Below are 16792 nucleotides of genomic sequence, written 5' to 3'. Positions count from 1 at the left end.
GCGTACGTGACGTCACACCCCCACCTCCTGTCCGGCCATCAGCGTCGATGCGTGCGGATCGAACGGGCAGCCGTTACCGAGATGGGCCAGGTACTCGTCGCGGAAGTACTTGATCGACGAGATGATCGGGCTGGCCGCACCGTCACCCAACGCGCAGAACGACTTCCCGAGGATGGTGTCGGAGATGTCGAGGAGTTTGTCGACGTCGGCCTCGGTGGCCTCGCCGCTCTCGAGGCGGGCGTAGATCTGGGCGAGCCAGTAGGTGCCTTCGCGGCACGGTGTGCACTTGCCGCAGGACTCGTGGGCGTAGAACTGCGTCCAGCGGCGGACGGCGCGCACCACGCAGGTGGTCTCGTCGAAGATCTGCAGCGCCTTGGTGCCGAGCATCGAGCCGACCGAGGCCATCCCCTCGTAATCCAGTGGCACATCGAGGTGTTCGCCGGTGAGCAGCGGCGTCGACGACCCGCCCGGCGTCCAGAACTTCAGCTCGTGGCCGGCCCGGACGCCGCCGGCGTACTCCAGCAGTTCGCGCAGCGTGATGCCCAGGGGCGCCTCGTACTGTCCGGGCCGGGTGACGTGCCCGGACAGCGAATACAGCGTGAAGCCCGGCGATTTCTCCGACCCCATCGAACGGAACCAGTCGATGCCGCCCAGTAGGATCGGCGGCACGCTGGCGATGGATTCGACGTTGTTGACCACCGTCGGGCACGCGTAGAGCCCGGCGACGGCGGGGAAGGGTGGGCGCAGCCGGGGCTGGCCGCGGCGGCCTTCCAGGGAGTCGAGCAGTGCCGTCTCCTCACCGCAGATGTAGGCCCCGGCCCCGGCGTGCACGATCAGGTCGAGGTCGAAACCGGATCCGCGGATGTCGGTACCCAGGTAGCCGGCCTCGTAGGCCTCGGCGACGGCGGCCTGCAGCCGGCGCAGCACCGGCACCACCTCACCGCGCACGTAGATGAACGCGTGGTGGGCGCGGATCGCGTACGCGGCGATGATCGCGCCCTCCACGAGGAAGTGCGGCGTGGTCAGCAGCAGCGGAATGTCCTTGCACGTACCGGGTTCCGACTCATCGGCGTTGATCACCAGGTAGTGCGGTTTGGCCGCGGGCCCCTCGTCGCCCTGCGGGATGAACGACCATTTGGTGCCGGTGGGAAAGCCCGCACCGCCCCGGCCACGCAGTCCCGAATCCTTGATGGTGGTGATCACGTCGTCGGGCGCAGTCGCGAGCGCCTGTTCGAGCGCCCGGTATCCGCCGTGGCGCCGATAGGTCTCCAGCGTCCACGATTCGGGTTCGTCCCAGAACCGGCTCAGCACCGGGGTGAGCGCCGTCATGACCCCGGCTCCGAATCGTCGCCGGGACGCGGTACCGCGGCCGAGGGTCCGGGGGCGGGTTCGTCCCTGGTCGAGTCGGCCGCCTCGACGATCTCCGGATCCGGTTGTGTGCCTTCTCCTTCGGTCTCGGCCGGATCCGGGGCCGCCATCCCGTTCGCGCGCGCCACCCGCAGACCGGCCAGCGTCGCCTCACCCGTGCCCCCGGGGTTGGTGGCCGCACGCGGATCGGCGAGTCCGGCGAGTGTGCGCGCGGTCTCCCGGAAGGTGCACAGCGGTGCGCCGCGGGTGGGCGTGGCGGGCGTCCCCGCACGCAGAGAGTCGACGAGGTCGCGGGCCGAGGCGGGCGTCTGGTTGTCGAAGAACTCCCAGTTCACCATCACCACGGGTGCGTAGTCGCACGCGGCGTTGCACTCGATGTGCTCGAGGGTGACCGCGGCCAGTCCCTCGGCGGGGTCGGTGGTCCGCCCGGCGGCTACGCCGAGATGGTCCTGCAGCGCGTCGAGGATCTCGTCGCCGCCCATGATCGCGCACAGGGTGTTGGTGCAGACCCCGACCAGGTAATCGCCGGTCGGCGTGCGCCGGTACATCGAGTAGAACGTGGCCACCGCCGTCACCTCGGCGTCGGTCAACCCGAGTTGGTTGGCGCAGAACGCGATTCCGGCGGAGGTGAGGCAGCCGTCCTCGGCCTGCACCAGGTGCAGCAGCGGCAGCAGCGCCGACCGGGCCTGCGGGTAGCGCGGGACGATGCGGGCGGCGTCGGCGGTGAGGCGGGCGGCGACGTCGGCGGGGTAGGCGGTGGGGCCGCCGACCGGCGGTCCCGGTTCGTCCGGCCGCTGGCCGAGTTCCAGGAAGACGCTCACGGCCGTCTCTTCTTCGCGCAAGCGCTCATCACCTATCCACCCCGCCCATGACCGGGTCGATCGACGCGACCGCCGAGATGGCGTCGGCGACCATCCCGCCCTCGCACATCGCCGCCACCGCTTGCAGATTCGTGAACGACGGGTCGCGGTAGTGGACGCGGTAGGGCCGGGTTCCACCGTCGGAGACCATGTGCACCCCCAGTTCGCCGCGTGGCGACTCCACGGCCGTGTACACCTGTCCGGCCGGCACCCGGATACCCTCGGTCACCAGCTTGAAGTGGTGGATCAGGCCCTCCATCGACTGCCCCATGATGCGGGCGATGTGGGCGGGGGAGTTGCCGAGGCCGTCGGGTCCCAGTTCGAGGTCGGCCGGCCAGGCGAGCTTCTTGTCCGCGATCATCACCGGTCCGGGCTTCAATCGGTCCACACACTGTTCGACGATCTTGAGCGATTCACGCATCTCCTTCACCCGGATGAGGTAGCGGCCGTAGGCGTCGCAACCGTCGTCGGTGATCACGTCGAATTCGTAGTCCTCGTAACCGCAGTACGGTTGGGCCCGGCGCAGATCGTGCGGCAGCCCGGTCGAGCGCAACACCGGGCCCGTGATGCCGAGTGCCATGCAGCCGGCCAGGTCGAGGTAGCCGATGCCCTGCGTGCGGGCCTTCCAGATGTAGTTCTCGTTGAGCAGGTTCTCCAGGTCGCGCAGCCGCCCGGGGAGCAGCGCGAGCAGTTCGCGGATGCGGGGGACCGCACCGTCGGGCAGGTCGGCGGCCAGCCCGCCGGGCCGGATGTACGCGTGGTTCATCCGCAACCCGGTGATCATCTCGAACACCGACAGGATCTCCTCGCGCTCCCGGAAGCCGTAGAACATCGCGCTCATCGCCCCGAGCTCCATCCCGCCGGTCGCCAGTGCGACCAGATGCGAGGAGATCCGGTTGAGTTCCATCAACATCACCCGGATCACGTTGACGCGCTCCGGGATCGCGTCGGTGACGCCGAGCAGTTTCTCCACACCCAGGCAGTAGGCGGTCTCGTTGAAGAACGGCGACAGGTAGTCCATCCGGGTGACGAAGGTGACGCCCTGCGTCCAGTTCCGGTACTCCAGGTTCTTCTCGATGCCGGTGTGCAGATAGCCGATACCGCAACGGGCTTCGGTGATCGTCTCGCCCTCGATCTCGAGGATCAACCGCAGCACGCCGTGTGTCGAGGGGTGCTGCGGTCCCATGTTCACGACGATGCGCTCACCGGCCTGCGCCTGTTCGGCGGCGGCGACGACCTGCTCCCAGTCCTCACCGCCGACGACGATCACCGTGTCGGTGCCGGTGCGCGCGTCACCGCCCGCGTCGGGCGGGCCGGGGGGAGTGGTCATCAGTTGTAGGCCCTCCGCTCGTCGGGCGGTGGTATCCGGGCGCCGTGGTACTCGACGGGGATGCCGCCCAGCGGGTAGTCCTTGCGCTGTGGATGCCCGACCCAGTCGTCGGGCATCTCGATCCGGGTGAGCGACGGATGGCCGTCGAAGATGATCCCGAAGAAGTCGTAGGTCTCCCGCTCGTGCCAGTCGGTGGTGGGGTACACCGAGAACAGCGACGGGATGTGCGGATCGTCGTCGGGGGCGGCCACTTCCAGCCGGATCCGCCGGTTGTGGGTGATCGACATCAGCGGGTACGCGGCGTGCAGTTCGCGCCCGGCGTCGCCCGGGTAGTGCACGCCGCTGACCCCGAGGCACAGTTCGAACCGCAGGGCCGCGTCGTCACGCAGGGTCTTGGCGACGACGGGCAGTTGGGCCCGGGCGATCTCGAGCGTCAGTTCGTCGCGGTAGACGACGATGCGTTCGACCGATGCGTCGTACAGGTCTTGGCCCAGCGCGGTCGCCAGCGCGTCGACGACCTCGTCGAAGTGGCCGCCGTACGGCCGCGGTGAACCGCCGGGCAGCGCCACCGACCGGATCAGCCTGCCGTAACCCGACGTGTCGCCAGAACCCTTGGCCCCGAACATCCCTCGGCGCACGTCGATGACTTCCGGATCGCCCGCGCCGCCCCCGGTGGTGCCGTTCGCCTCCGTCACCGCAACAGACCCTTCAGTTCGATCGTGGACGGCACCGCCAACGCCGCCTGTTCGGCTTCCCGGATGGCCTCGTCGCGGTTGACCCCCAGCGGCATCTGCTGAATCTTCTCGTGCAGCTTGATGATTGCGTGAAGCAGCATCTCCGGGCGCGGCGGGCAGCCGGGCAGGTAGATGTCCACCGGGACCACGTGGTCGACACCCTGCACGATCGCGTAGTTGTTGAACATGCCGCCCGAGGATGCGCACACCCCCATCGCGAGCACCCATTTCGGTTCGGCCATCTGGTCGTAGATCTGCCGCAGCACCGGTGCCATCTTCTGGCTGACCCGGCCCGCGACGATCATCAGGTCGGCCTGCCGCGGTGTCGCCGAGAAGCGCTCCATACCGAACCGGGAGATGTCGAACCGCGGCCCGGCGGTGGACATCATCTCGATCGCGCAGCACGCCAGGCCGAACGTCGCAGGCCACAGCGAACCGGCACGGACGTAGCCGGCGACCTTCTCGACCGTGGACAGCAGGATGCCGCCCGGCAGCCGTTCCTCTAATCCCAATTGAGTCCTCCCCGCCGCCAGACATAGGCGTAGGCCACGAACACCGTGAGCATGAACAGCAGCATCTCCACCAGCGCGAAGACACCCAGGCTGTCGAACGCGACCGCCCACGGATAGAGAAAGACGATCTCGATGTCGAAGACGATGAACAGCATCGCCGTCAGGTAGTACTTGATCGGGAACCGCTGGACGTTGGTCGCGCTGCCTTGGCCGCCGGCGCCGGTACCCGACAGCGGTTCGATGCCGCATTCGTAGGCCTGCATTTTGGCCCGGTTGTAGCGGGTCGGCCCCACCACCCCGGCGATCACGACCGACACCACCGCGAACACCGCCGCAATGGCGCCGAGCACCAGGATCGGCGTGTACAGGTCCATACCGGCCAAACGCTCCCTCGGGCTGTCGATGTGAGCTGACCCACAGCCTAGCCATGTTTGGGATCTGCGCCACACCTTTTGGTTAGTATGGTTCACCAGTGCGGCGCATGTCGTCGGCAATCCTGTGCATGCGCGAATACCGCGGCGCGACAGAGGGTTTGAGAAATCTACTGCTGTGCGGACAGGCGCAGCAGCGACACGACCGCGTCGCCGAGGCGGATGGGGTCGATCGGATGCGGTACGGCGGCTTCCGCGCGGGACCAGGTGGCCAGCCAGGCGTCGTCCGGACGGCCCGTCAGCACCAGGATCGGCGGCGCATCGGCGATCTCGTCCTTGATCTGTTTCGCCACGCCCATACCGCCCGCCGGGGTGGCTTCGCCGTCCAGGATGGCCAGGTCGAAACCGCCTGCGTCGAGCTGTTTGATCACCATCGGTGCGGTTGCCACGTCGAGGTACCCGAGTTCCGGCAGGTCCGGGTGGACCCGTTTGCCCAGCGCGAGCCGCACCGCCTCCCGCGTCTGCGGGTTGTCGCTGTAGACCAGGATCCGCAGCGTACGGGGCGGTGCTGCCATGGCCCGAATGCTAGCGGCTGCGCCCGCCGCGGCGACCGAGTCAGGGAATTTCTCTGTCGCGCTGTCCTACTCGGGCGTGTCGCCCAGCAGCGGAGCCATGTCCGCGGGGTCGAAATACTCGTCGATCCGGCTGATCAGACCGTCGGCGCGCACGATGATCACGATGCACACCCGCATCGCGATGGTGTTCCCGTTCGTGCCGGTCGCGTGCAGGACGTGTTGCTGGACGAAACCGTCACCGAAAATCCGCCGGTCGAGGATCTCGTACCGTCGCTGCGTGGTGTGGTCGATGAACCAGAAGATCACGCGCAGTGCGCGGGCGCGGTCGTTGTCCCGCCGGTCGCCCGAATGCCACACCAGCACGTCGTCGGCCCACATCGCCTCCACGGCGGCGGAGTCGCCGCGCTGGATCGCGTCGAAGAGCCGATCGGCCACCTCGCCGATGCCGTCGACCGGCACGTCAGCCATGTCGTTTCCTTCCACTTGACCTGAAGTTCTGTTGAGGTACGACACTGCGGACATGCCTGAAACGACACCTCCGAAATCCCTGTTCGACGACGTGTACGCCGGTGGCGCCGCACCCTGGGTGATCGGCGAACCGCAACCGGCGGTCGTCGACCTCGAGCGGCGCGGGGCCATCAGCGGCGCGGTGCTCGACGCCGGCTGCGGGGCCGGTGAACACACCATCCTGCTCACCGGCCTGGGCTACGACGTACTGGGCGTCGACTTCTCCGCGCGAGCGGTCGAGCTGGCCAGGGCCAATGCTGCCGCCCGCGGCGTCAACGCCCGCTTCGAGGTGGCCGACGCGACCCGCCTGGACGGCGGACCGCGGTTCGACACCGTCGTCGACAGCGCGCTGTTCCACGTATTCGACGACATCGACCGGCGGCGCTATGTGGACAGCCTGGCCTCGGTGTGCCGTCCCGGCGCCGTCGTTCACATCCTGGCGCTCTCCGACGCCGGGCGGGGGTTCGGACCGCAGGTCAGCGAGGCCGACATCCGCACCGCGTTCACCGACGGCTGGCGGGTCGAATCGGTCGAGACCACCACCTACCGCGGTGTGGTCGGCCCCGCGCACGCCGATGCGCTGGGGCTGCCGGTCGGCGCGCGCGTCGACGAACCCGCCTGGCTGGCGCGCGTGCGGCGCAGCTGAGCTGCGCTCAGTCCGTCTGGTCATAACCGGGATGGGCCACCTCGAGCCGGTGTCGAACCAGCGCGCGCAGCGCCGGCAGCAGGTCGGCAGCCCGGTCGTCGAGGTCACCGGCGCGGATCGCCGCGGCCAACTGCGGCTCGTCGTCGAAGCCGAGGGCGGCCAGCGCCGCGACGGCCTCGTCCGAAGTGGCGTCCGAAAGCTGGCGTTCGACGGTGCGCAGCACGTTCGCGGCCACCCGGACGTGGAAGCTGACCTGACCGTCGGTCGCCGGACGCACCTCGTTGTCGAGGAAGTCCGCGACCGCCGCCACCAGCTCCGCCGCGGTCGGTCTGCCGTACAGCCACTGCGGCCCGCTCACCGCGGCCCTCCGCCCTCGAGTAGGTCGAGCAGATCCCATTCGGTCTCGCAGACGCGACGGCCGATCGCCGCCAGCTCCACCGACGGCGTCTGCCCGCTGAGGTGACGTTCGGCCTGGAAGCGGCAGATGACGCCCCACCGCAGCGTCGCGACCGTGAGCCACCAGCGAAACGCCGACCGGTCGAGGGCCTCCCCGCTGGCCGTCTCGTAGGCGGTGAGGAAATCCTCGACGCTGCCCAGACCGCCGGCGCCGAGCCGCTCGGACGCACCGAAGCGCCACGCCCGGATGCAGAACCAGGCGAGGTCCTCGTAGATCTCCCCGACGTGCACGAGCTCCCAGTCGAGGACCGCCACGAGCCCGGTGTCGTCGACGATCAGGTTGCCCATCCGGAAGTCGCCGTGCACCAGCCGGTGCGGTGACGGCGGCGGCCGGTGGGCGGCCAGCCACCGAAACGCCCACTCGAAAGTCGCTGTGGTGTCGCCCATCTCGTCGAGGCGTTCCCGCCATTCGGTGATCTCGTCGGATTCGGTCAGCCCGATACCGTTCGGATCGGCGCGGTGGACGGCCGCCAACGCCTCCGCGCACTGCGTGAGCAGCCGGCGGCGTCCGGCGTCGTCGAGTGACCGGTAGATGCGGCGGACGATCGTCTCCCCGCCGATCGCCTCGCAGATGAGGTACGGATTGCCCAGTGCCGCAGCATCGTTGTCGGCGGTCAGGATGTGGGGGACCGGTGCGCCGACGGCGGCCGCGCGTTGTTGGGCACGGGCCTCGAGTTCCATCCCGGCGTGCACCTCGTCGGGCGGGCCGGTGCGCAGGATGAGCGCCCGCCTCGCATCGGGGGTGACGGCGTCGAACGCCCATGTGGTCCGGCTCGCGCCACCGGTCAGCGTGGTCAGGTTCTCGACCGCCACCTCGCCCAGGATCGGGCGCAGCACCGCCTCGAGTTCCGTCCTCACCTGCGTCCGAACCCGAACAGCCGTTGAGCGACGCGCCGGATCTGGATCTCCTCGGCGCCTTCGGTGATCCGGTAGCGCCGGTGGTGGCGGTAGATGTGTTCGAACGGTTCGTGGCGGCTGTAGCCGACACCGCCGTGGACCTGCATCGCCCGGTCGGCGGCCTCGCACACCAGCCGGTTGGCGCGGTAGTTCGCCATCGACACCTTGTCGGAGACCTCCATGTGGTGGCTGCGGTCCAGTTCGGTGGCGGCGTAGTACACCAGCAGCCGCACCATCTGCGCCTCGGTCTGCAGTTCCACCAGCGGCCACTGCACCGCCTGGTTGACCGCGAGCGGCTTACCGAACACCGTGCGCTGCCCGGCGTACTCCACGGCGCGGTCGATGCAGTACTGGGCGGCACCGAGACTGCTCGCGGCCTGCCGGATCCGGTTCTCGTGCAGGAAGGTCTGACCCACCTCGAGTCCGCGGTCCACTTCACCGAGGACGGCGTCGTCGGGCACCCGCACGTCGGTGAGCACCACCTCGCCGTGGTCGGTGGGCATGTTGAACGTCCACCAGTAGTACGGCACCTCGAAACCCCGTGTGTCGGTCGGGACGAGGAAGGCGGTGATGCCGCGGGCCTGACCCGGTTCGCCGGAGGTGCGGGCGAAGATCAGATCGTGGGTCGCGCGGTGCACACCGGTGTTCCACCGCTTGGTGCCGTTGATGACCCAGCCGTCGCCGTCGCGTTCGGCACGGGTCTCCAGCCACGTCGCGTCCGAACCGTGGTTCGGTTCGGTCAGACCGAAGGCCATGGACCGCTTCCCGGTGAGCATCGCCTCGATCCACTCGGCCTTCTGCTGTTCGGTGCCGAACCGGTCCATCATGATGACCTGCGGGAAGTTGCCGACGATCGACGACTCGTCCTGCAGATCGTTGTGCAGACCGAGACCCTTGTGCGCCAGGTGTTCCCGGATCACGGCCATGTCGATGTTGGATCCGCCGCGGCCGCCGAACTGCTCGGGCAGTCCGTACCGCAGCCAGCCGGCCGCGTCGGCGCGGCGGCGCATCTCGTCGAGCAGATCCTCCCACGCACGCTGCGGGATACCGCCGTTCTCCCAGTCGGTGCGGGCGTATTCGCGGTGCCGGTCGAAGTAATGCATGTGTTCGCGTTCCAGCGGTTTGATCTCCGCCTCGATGAACGCGTCCATCTCCGCGAGCACGCCCGGAAGATGGTCCGGGAGGGTGAAATCCATCTGTATCTCCTTACGCCGAGTGCACGGTTGTTGGCAGATCTACTCGAGGTTTGCGTACAACAACCGTGCGCTCGGCAGCGGTGTCGGATCAATATCCATACAGCGTCTTCTTCCAGATCGTCGACAGCGTGGCGATCGCGTCGGCGTCGCTCATCTGCACGCCGAGCCCGGACGTGCCGACCATCACGACCGTGAAGTTCTCGAACAGCAGGGCGATCGCCGCGGCGGTGTACTCCGCGTTCAGTTCGGCGCCGTAGCCCTGGCTCTGGGCGTGACGAACCGACGCCGCGATGACGTCCATACCGAATCGGCGGAATTCGTGCTGCAGGTCGGCGAACCGTTGCTGGGCGGCGGCGAGTTGCGCGACGGCGATCATGATGCCGATGTTCTGTTTGAAGATGTTCCAGTAGCCGGTGACCACGGTGGTGAAGAACTCACGGTCGTCGGGGGAGGACGGCAGCGGCACACTGAGCCCCGACGGTGCGACGACGTCGTGCAGGAAGGACTGCGCCAACGCCGCCAGCAGATCTTCCTTGTCGTCGAAGTAGCGGTAGAACACCGCGGGCGATTTACCGGCCGCCGAGGTGATGTCGGCCAGCGTCGTACCGTGGAAGCCGCGCTCGGCGAAGAGCTTTCGGGCCGCCTGCTCGATGGCGAGGCGGGTCTGGCGACCCTTGCTGCTCAGCGTGGACGACTCCGGGGCCATACCCGCGCTCAGCCGATGATCCGGTCCCCGGCGCGCAGCAGCGCACTGGGCAGGTCGTGGCCGACGACCGTGCGGGCGACCTCGGCGGCGGCGATGGCCCCCTGCAGGTCGACGTCGCAGTCGATCCCGCTGTCGCGCAACAGGTAGACCAAGTCCTCGGTGGCGATGTTGCCGCTCGCACCCGGTGCGAAGGGGCAGCCGCCCAGCCCGCCGACCGAGGCGTCGAGCCGGGTGATCCCGGCCTGGACCGCGGCGTACGCGCTGGCCAGCCCCGCACCGCGGGTGTTGTGGAAATGGGCGCCCAGCGGCAGGTCGCCGATGCGGGGACGCACCTGCGCGACGAGGTCGCTGACCCGGCGGGGGGTGGCGGTGCCGATGGTGTCGGCGATCGCCAACCGGTCGACACCGAAATCCACTGCAGAGTCGACGATCTCGAGCACACGCTGCGGTGGCGTCGGGCCGTCGAACGGACAGTCCCACGCGGTCGCGATGATCACCTCGACGGTGGCGCCGCTGTCGTGGGCGATCGCGACGATGTCGGGGATGGCCGCGACCGACTCCATGCTGGACCGCCCGACGTTGGCGCGGCTGTGCGAGTCGGCGGCCGACACCACGTATTCGATCGAGCGCAGCCCCGCCGCGATCGCCCGCTTGGCCCCGTTCGGGCTGGCCACCAGCGCCGAGAACTCGACCTGGTCGAATCGGCCGAGTTCGGCGGCGAGTTCGGCCGCGTCGGCGAGTGCGGGCACCTTCGACGGTGAGACGAAGGCGGTGGCCTCGACCTCACGCACACCGGTGGCCACCACCGCTTCGAGCAGTTCGAGCTTGGCCGACAGGGGAATCGGCTGTTCGATCTGCAGGCCGTCGCGCAGCGAGACCTCACGGATGTCGACCTTGGCGGGCAAGTCGCTCACAGCACCCCCTCGGCCTGCAGTTGCGCGACTTCTTCGGCGGTCTTGCCGAGAAGCCCGGTGTACACCTCGATGTTGTGCTGGCCCGGATGCGCCGGCCCGGCGTTGCGGATGCTGCCCGGTGATTCCGACAGCACCGGAACGATTCCCGGTCCCAGGACCGTGCGATCGACGCGTTCGTCCCAGTGTTCGGCGAGCATGCCGCGCGCGCGCAACTGCGGATCGTCGACCACCTCGGCGACGGTGTTGATCGGCCCCGCGATCACCCCGGCCGCCGACAGGGTCTCGATGATGTCGCCGGGTTGGCGTTCGGCGGCCCAGTCGCCGATGATCTTGTCGAGTTCGTCCTGATTGCGGCCGCGCGCACGGTGATCGGCGAACCGGTCGTCGGTCGCCAGTTCGGGTTGCCCCATCGCGGCGCACAGTCGGCGGAACACGGTGTCCTGGTTGGCCGCGATGACGACCCAGCTGCCGTCGGCGGTGCGGTAGATGTTCGACGGGGCGATGCCTTCGAGCCGGGTGCCCGACGGGCCGCGCACCACGCCGCCGACGTCGTAGTCGGGAATCGTCGACTCCTGCACGGCCAGACAGGATTCGGTGAGTGCGGTGTCGACGACCTGACCCTCACCGGTGACGGTGCGGCGGTACAGCGCCGCCAGCGCGCCCTGTGCGGCGAACATGCCGGCCAGACTGTCACCCAACGACAGGGCCAGCCGTGGCGGCGGGCCGCCCGGGAAACCGTTGAGGTGGCGCAGTCCGCTGGCGGCCTCGGCGACCGAGGCGTATCCGGCGCGGTGGGCGTCCGGCCCGGTCTGGCCATATCCGGAGACCCGCACCAGGATGATGCCCTTGTTGCGCTCCCTGAGGACGTCGTAGCCGAGGTCCCAGCGTTCTAGCGTGCCTGGCCGGAAGTTCTCGACGATGACGTCGGTCTGCTCGACGAGTTCGAGGAAGATCTCGCGGCCACGCGGTGTGCGCAGATCCAGGGTGATCGCCTTCTTGTTGCGGGCGTGGACCGTCCAGAAGAAGTGGTGGCCGTCGAGTTCGGCCTGGCCCCAGGTGCGCAACGGATCCGGGGCGCCGGGGGGTTCGATCTTGAGCACCTCGGCGCCCATGTCGCCGAGCAAGCGGCCGGCGAACGGTCCCGAGATCAGGGTGCCGATCTCGATGACCCGGATACCGTCCAGTGCGCCTGCCATCAACCCTCCGAGAGTGAAAATCCGTGCCGGTGCAGCCAGTCGGTGCAGATACCGACCGCCTCCCGCAGCGTCTCACGTTGGTCGGGTCCGGAGTAGTAGTGGTTCGCACCGGCGATCTCGCGCATCTCCTTGTCGGGATGGCCGAGCGCCTCGAACAGCCGCCGGGTGTGGCTCGGGGTGCAGGCGTCGTCGGCGAGGTTGCCGATCACCAGCGCGGGCACGGCGATGTCCGGGCCGGCCTTGACCGCGTCGCCGTTGGCGTCGTCGTAGCTCCACTGCGACAGCCAGCTGCGCAGCGTGCAGAACCGCGCCAGACCCACGGGGCTCATGTTCACCACCTGCGGGTCGCCGAGGTAGCAGGTGCCGGGTGCACGGTCGTTGGGGTCGACGCTGGGGTCCAGCCAGCGCGGGTCGGCCATGGTGCCGTGTACGACGAAGGCGAATTCGTCGTCCGGGCGTCCGCTCGATCGGAGCTCGGCCAGTTTGTCCTTGACCCATGCGGTGATTCGCCGGTTGCGGGCGATCTGGGCGGCGCGGTAGCGCTCGAGGAAATCGGGTGTGTACGGCGGCTGGTTGGGGTTGTCCGGGTTGTAGAGGTCGAGTTCGGGGTCCCGCTTGGTGGGGTCGGACTCGTCGAGGATGGAGGCGTCGAGCCATTCGGTCAGGGTGCCGTGGCGGCTGATGTGGGCGGCCAGCAGCATGATGCCGTCGGCCGGGATCAGACCGAGCTTCGTCAGGTCGGGGCCGTCGCCGGAGGGGCTCGCGGTCACGGTCGGATGCTGGGCCTGCTGCTGGTAGAACACCGACAGCGACCCGCCCCCGCTCCACCCGGCGAGCACCACCTTCTCGTAGCCGAGCCGGTTCTTGGCGTCCTTGATGGCCTCGCCGAGATCCTCGACGACCTTCTCCATCAGCAGGGCCGAATCGGTCCCGCGGAATCTGCTGTTGCAGTAGATGACGTGGTGGCCCGCCTTGGCCAGCGCGTTCATCATCGGCAGGTAGGCCCCGCCGCCGATCGGGTGCATGAAGACCAGCACGGTGTCCGACGGCTTGTTGCGAGGCCGCAGCAGATGGCTCTCCAGGACGACCAGTTCGGCCACCCCGCCGTAGACATCGCGCACACCCGAAGTGTTCTGGTACGCAACGAGATACGGGATGCGGTCGTACTCGTACTTGACCGCCGTCGTCACGAGTGCTGCCCCAGGTCGTTGGCGAGTACCTCCGGTGACGGGATCAACCGCCTGCGGGTGTCGACGGCGATGACCTGCCAGTCCACCCGTTGGTACTCGTCGAACTTGCGACGCGCCCGCTCCCGCGCCTTCTCAGGCGCGCCGTGGTGGACGCCCTGCGGCGCATGCGAGATCAACCCCGGCGGCATGGGGATGCCGTACAGGGTCCCGCCGTGGAAGAACGCGATCTCGTCGTAGTCGACGTTGCGGTGGTACCAGGGGGTGCGTTCGGTGCCGGGCACCCCCTCGGCCGGTTTGGGGAGGAAGTTCATCACGTACACGCCGGTGGCCTGCATGAACAGATGCGCGGTGGCCGGCAGGTGCACGCTGTCGGAGGTGACGACGTTGTAGTCCTCGATGTTGAACGTGAATGCGAAGTTGTCGCCGCGCCACCCCTCGACGTCGAGCGGATGGTGTTGGTAGAACAGCGATGTCGGGCCGCCCTCGTGGAACAGTCGGACCTCGTACTCGCCGTCGACCTGCGGGCCGACGCCGTCGTCGATGGGCGCCGGATCGGGGATCTCGGCCTGCGACGGGTCGAACGGGAAATGCCGGCCGAGCGGGCCGGCCGGCGGCACCCGGAACTCGTCGGTGGCCTGGATCATCAGCAGCGTGGATTCGGTGTCCGGGATCTGGCGGAACGTGCATGCCTTCGGGATGTAGACCCAGTCGCCGGCGCGGTAGCGCAACGGGCCGAACTCCGTCTCGAGCAGACCGGACCCGGTGTGCACGAAGGACAGCAGATCGCCGTCGACGTATCGGGCGAAATACGGCATCTCCTCGTTGCGCCGCGATAGCAGGACCTGGCAGTCGGCGTTGGAGAACATCAGCAGCGGTGCGCCGTCGGCGTCGGTGGCGTCACCGGGTTTGAGCTGGTCGCCGAGCACGTCGATGGGGCGCAGCGGCCCGACGGTGCGGAACGCGGTCGGGTCGTTGCGGCGATACATGTTGGCCGTCCGCCCGGTGAAGCCGCCCCGGCCCAGTTCGTCGTCTTTCTGGCCGTCGAGATCGGCGTGCGGTCGCCGCGGCGTCTTGCCTTTTCGCAAGTGGACGAATGATTCCATCGATGTCTCCAGTGACAGTGCGTCGGGACGGCGGTGCAGAACTAAAACTGACGTTACTTTTATCTCCGGGTCGGCACAAGGCCCCGTCCAACTCTCCCGTCGCTTCGCTCGCCCCGAGATGACTTTCCGCTCTTCCCGTGGTCTTACCTACATCACGACACCACGAACAAGGAGTACCTGGATGCCGAACGACGTGATGACCGCGAAAACCACCGTCGACGCCGCCGCGGAGGCCGTCTTCGCGGTGCTCGCCGACCCGTCCACCCATGCGGCGATCGACGGCACCGGGTGGGTGCGCGAATCCCTCGATGGCACGCCGTTGACGGCCGAGGGGCAGCTCTTCCGGATCGCGATGTATCACGATCGGCTTCCGGACGGCCACTACGAGATGGAGAACAAGGTGGTGGCCTTCGACCCTCCCCGCGTCATCGCGTGGGAGCCGGGCCAACGCGTCAACGGTGAACTCGAATTCGGTGGCTGGACCTGGCGATACGACCTCGTCTCGCTCGGACCCGCCCGGACCGAGGTGACGCTGACCTACGACTGGTCGGCGGTGTCTGCACACCTTCGCGAGCACATCACGTTCCCGCCCTTCGGGCAGGACCATCTCGACAACTCGCTGCGCAATCTGTCGTCGCTGGCCCGCCTCAGCCGGTCAGGTCCACCCGCACGGTGAGCAGGTCGGTGCCGAACGTGCGGACGCCGAAGCTGTTGAACTGCGGGAGTTCCCGCAGCCTTGCGTGCGGGTCGTCCTCGGGCACCAGGTGGGCGACGCCGGTGTGCCAGCGGCCGCGCAGCCGCACCCGGACGTGCGGGTCGGCCTTGATGTTGCGGATGTACTGCGATCGTTCGCCGAATTCGGAGACGAACCAGAACTGATCGCCGATTCGCTTGCCGCCCAACGGCGTTCGACGCGGCTGACCGGAGTTGCGGCCCGTGGTCTCCAACAGGGTCTGGAACGGCAACCTCCGCATCACCGGGTTGGCGATGCGCTTCTGGAACGTATGGGTGACGGTGTCGCGTAAACCAGGCATATCTGATCAAACCATCGCGAACGGGGGGATCCGTGCGCCGATCGCCAGTGCCCCCGCCAGTTCGCGGCTGGTGTCGTAGTCGAAGATGACGTGACCCGCGAGCACGTCGACGTCACGTCTGGCGCGCTGCAGCGGATTCGCGACGAAGTGGGCGCTCGCACCCGAGGCCTCCATCAGCATCCCGATCACCGCGCGGGATTCGTGCACAATGTGCGCCGCGACCAGCCGGGCCTGCGCCCGCACGGTCAGCGGCACCGCATCGCGGTCGCGCACCAGCGCCTCGATGCCGCCGACGGTGTCGTCGAGAAGTCCCCTCAGCGCGCGCAACCGCACCTCGGCCTCGCCGAGCCGGGCCTGGGCGAGCGGTTTGTCCTTCTGTTTGACGCCCTCGTAGGCCAGCACGCGTTCGCCGAGGCGCTCGGCGTAGATCTCGATGACACGTTCGGCGCTGCCCAGTGCGGGCATGGCGGCCAGTAGCGCCAGGGCGGGCACCATCGGCCACCGATAGGTGGGTGCGTCGTGCAGTCGTGCGCCCGGAGCGGTTCCCGCGTAGATATCGGTCACCCGGACGAGGCGATGGTCGGGGACGAACGAGTCGGTGATGACGACGTCGTTGGAGCCGGTGGCGCGCATGCCGTCGGTGTGCCAGACGTCCTCGACGGTGACGTCGGCGATCGGCAGCAGGGCGAGCGCCGGGTAGATGCCGTCGTCGGGTCCGCAGAGCGCACCCACCATGATCCAGTTGCCGTGCATCACGCCGGTGGCCCAGGACCACCTGCCGCTCAACCGCACGCCATCGCCATCGGGGCGGCCCCGTCCGGTGGGCGCCAACGGCGCCGGCGCGAGGAACGGGCGGTCGGCGAACGCCTCGGCCTGGGCCTGTTCGCCGAACAGCGCGAGCATCCAGTTGTGCAGGATGTAGAAGCCGATGGTCCACGCGCTCGATGCACAGCCGTGTGCCATCCCGTACGGGACGCAGAATCTCGGGGTAGGGCGCCTCCTGGCCGCCGTAGCGGGCAGGCACCAGCAGATCGGTGATCTTCGACGCGATCAGATCGTCCACCGTGGCCTGGGGCAGACAGCGCAGCTGTTCGGCGTCGTACGCGCGCTCGGCCAGGCGGGTGACGAAATCTCGGCTCAGACGTGCGTCGAGGCAGGAGGCGGTCACAGGCGGGACCTTACCGTACTTTTTGGTAT

At 68.4% G+C, this 16792-nt stretch carries 19 protein-coding genes and 1 pseudogene; 2 read left to right on the top strand and 18 right to left on the bottom strand.

The window, feature by feature from the left end:
* Nucleotides 1-12: 12 nt before the first annotated feature.
* From nuoF to G6N49_RS15465, 8 genes are all read right to left on the bottom strand, one after another.
* Nucleotides 13-1329, bottom strand: coding sequence for an NADH-quinone oxidoreductase subunit NuoF (nuoF, locus tag G6N49_RS15500; RefSeq protein WP_064876429.1), 1317 nt, complete (start codon nucleotides 1327-1329; stop codon nucleotides 13-15).
* Nucleotides 1326-2189: an NADH-quinone oxidoreductase subunit NuoE gene (gene nuoE, locus G6N49_RS15495; RefSeq protein WP_235679525.1), complete on the bottom strand. Its 864-nt coding sequence runs from the start codon at nucleotides 2187-2189 to the stop codon at nucleotides 1326-1328. The genes nuoF and nuoE overlap by 4 nt, the downstream gene beginning before the upstream one ends.
* A 28-nt stretch (nucleotides 2190-2217) precedes the next feature.
* Nucleotides 2218-3558, bottom strand: coding sequence for an NADH dehydrogenase (quinone) subunit D (nuoD, locus tag G6N49_RS15490; protein ID WP_064915870.1), 1341 nt, complete (start codon nucleotides 3556-3558; stop codon nucleotides 2218-2220).
* Nucleotides 3558-4253 (bottom strand): NADH-quinone oxidoreductase subunit C, encoded by a 696-nt coding sequence (locus G6N49_RS15485; RefSeq protein WP_083044633.1) that lies wholly within the window; start codon nucleotides 4251-4253, stop codon nucleotides 3558-3560. The genes nuoD and G6N49_RS15485 overlap by 1 nt, the downstream gene beginning before the upstream one ends.
* Nucleotides 4250-4804 (bottom strand): NuoB/complex I 20 kDa subunit family protein, encoded by a 555-nt coding sequence (locus tag G6N49_RS15480; RefSeq protein WP_011558986.1) that lies wholly within the window; start codon nucleotides 4802-4804, stop codon nucleotides 4250-4252. The genes G6N49_RS15485 and G6N49_RS15480 overlap by 4 nt, the downstream gene beginning before the upstream one ends.
* A complete protein-coding gene (locus G6N49_RS15475; protein ID WP_011558987.1) occupies nucleotides 4795-5178 on the bottom strand; it encodes an NADH-quinone oxidoreductase subunit A in 384 nt (127 codons plus the stop codon). The genes G6N49_RS15480 and G6N49_RS15475 overlap by 10 nt, the downstream gene beginning before the upstream one ends.
* A 167-nt stretch (nucleotides 5179-5345) precedes the next feature.
* A complete protein-coding gene (locus G6N49_RS15470) occupies nucleotides 5346-5750 on the bottom strand; it encodes an Rv3143 family two-component system response regulator (RefSeq protein WP_083044632.1) in 405 nt (134 codons plus the stop codon).
* A 66-nt stretch (nucleotides 5751-5816) separates the two neighbouring features.
* A complete protein-coding gene (locus G6N49_RS15465; protein WP_083044631.1) occupies nucleotides 5817-6218 on the bottom strand; it encodes a nuclear transport factor 2 family protein in 402 nt (133 codons plus the stop codon).
* A gap of 52 nt (nucleotides 6219-6270) precedes the next feature.
* On the opposite strand from G6N49_RS15465, the gene G6N49_RS15460 reads away from it, so the two are divergent.
* A complete protein-coding gene (locus tag G6N49_RS15460) occupies nucleotides 6271-6903 on the top strand; it encodes a class I SAM-dependent methyltransferase (protein WP_011768145.1) in 633 nt (210 codons plus the stop codon).
* 7 nt (nucleotides 6904-6910) lie between these two features.
* On the opposite strand, the gene G6N49_RS15455 is transcribed toward G6N49_RS15460, so the two are convergent.
* From G6N49_RS15455 to G6N49_RS15420, 8 genes are all read right to left on the bottom strand, one after another.
* Entirely contained in the window at nucleotides 6911-7300 is a 390-nt protein-coding gene (locus G6N49_RS15455) for a DUF6285 domain-containing protein (RefSeq protein WP_179967762.1), read from the bottom strand.
* A complete protein-coding gene (locus G6N49_RS15450) occupies nucleotides 7258-8217 on the bottom strand; it encodes a phosphotransferase family protein (protein WP_064915868.1) in 960 nt (319 codons plus the stop codon). The genes G6N49_RS15455 and G6N49_RS15450 overlap by 43 nt, the downstream gene beginning before the upstream one ends.
* Nucleotides 8214-9452: an acyl-CoA dehydrogenase family protein gene (locus G6N49_RS15445; RefSeq protein WP_064915867.1), complete on the bottom strand. Its 1239-nt coding sequence runs from the start codon at nucleotides 9450-9452 to the stop codon at nucleotides 8214-8216. Before G6N49_RS15445 ends, G6N49_RS15450 begins: the two co-directional genes overlap by 4 nt.
* 88 nt (nucleotides 9453-9540) lie before the next feature.
* Nucleotides 9541-10158 (bottom strand): TetR/AcrR family transcriptional regulator, encoded by a 618-nt coding sequence (locus G6N49_RS15440; protein WP_011558994.1) that lies wholly within the window; start codon nucleotides 10156-10158, stop codon nucleotides 9541-9543.
* Nucleotides 10159-10166: 8 nt separating this feature from the next.
* Complete coding sequence (locus G6N49_RS15435) at nucleotides 10167-11072, bottom strand: hydroxymethylglutaryl-CoA lyase (RefSeq protein WP_064915866.1); 906 nt, start codon at nucleotides 11070-11072, stop codon at nucleotides 10167-10169.
* The gene (locus G6N49_RS15430; protein ID WP_064915865.1) at nucleotides 11069-12268 is read right to left on the bottom strand and encodes a CaiB/BaiF CoA transferase family protein; all 1200 of its coding nucleotides are present in this window, start codon (nucleotides 12266-12268) and stop codon (nucleotides 11069-11071) included. Before G6N49_RS15430 ends, G6N49_RS15435 begins: the two co-directional genes overlap by 4 nt.
* Nucleotides 12268-13458: an alpha/beta hydrolase family protein gene (locus G6N49_RS15425; RefSeq protein WP_064915864.1), complete on the bottom strand. Its 1191-nt coding sequence runs from the start codon at nucleotides 13456-13458 to the stop codon at nucleotides 12268-12270. Before G6N49_RS15425 ends, G6N49_RS15430 begins: the two co-directional genes overlap by 1 nt.
* Nucleotides 13455-14561 (bottom strand): homogentisate 1,2-dioxygenase, encoded by a 1107-nt coding sequence (locus G6N49_RS15420; protein ID WP_064915863.1) that lies wholly within the window; start codon nucleotides 14559-14561, stop codon nucleotides 13455-13457. Before G6N49_RS15420 ends, G6N49_RS15425 begins: the two co-directional genes overlap by 4 nt.
* A 181-nt stretch (nucleotides 14562-14742) precedes the next feature.
* On the opposite strand from G6N49_RS15420, the gene G6N49_RS15415 reads away from it, so the two are divergent.
* Complete coding sequence (locus G6N49_RS15415) at nucleotides 14743-15237, top strand: SRPBCC family protein (protein ID WP_011855171.1); 495 nt, start codon at nucleotides 14743-14745, stop codon at nucleotides 15235-15237.
* On the opposite strand, the gene G6N49_RS15410 is transcribed toward G6N49_RS15415, so the two are convergent.
* Nucleotides 15209-15595 carry a nitroreductase/quinone reductase family protein gene (locus tag G6N49_RS15410; protein ID WP_083044629.1) on the bottom strand — a complete coding sequence of 129 codons (387 nt, stop codon included), beginning with the start codon at nucleotides 15593-15595 and terminating at the stop codon, nucleotides 15209-15211. The two genes, G6N49_RS15415 and G6N49_RS15410, sit on opposite strands and share 29 nt — an antisense overlap.
* 6 nt (nucleotides 15596-15601) lie before the next feature.
* A pseudogene (locus tag G6N49_RS15405) lies at nucleotides 15602-16763 on the bottom strand (acyl-CoA dehydrogenase).
* Between the last annotated feature and the right edge of the window lie 29 nt (nucleotides 16764-16792).

This window comes from Mycolicibacterium monacense, from assembly GCF_010731575.1.
GTDB classification, from domain to species: Bacteria; Actinomycetota; Actinomycetes; order Mycobacteriales; family Mycobacteriaceae; genus Mycobacterium; species Mycobacterium monacense.
Note: the sequence above shows the minus strand (reverse complement) of the source record. Positions and strands in the feature narration are given on the sequence as shown.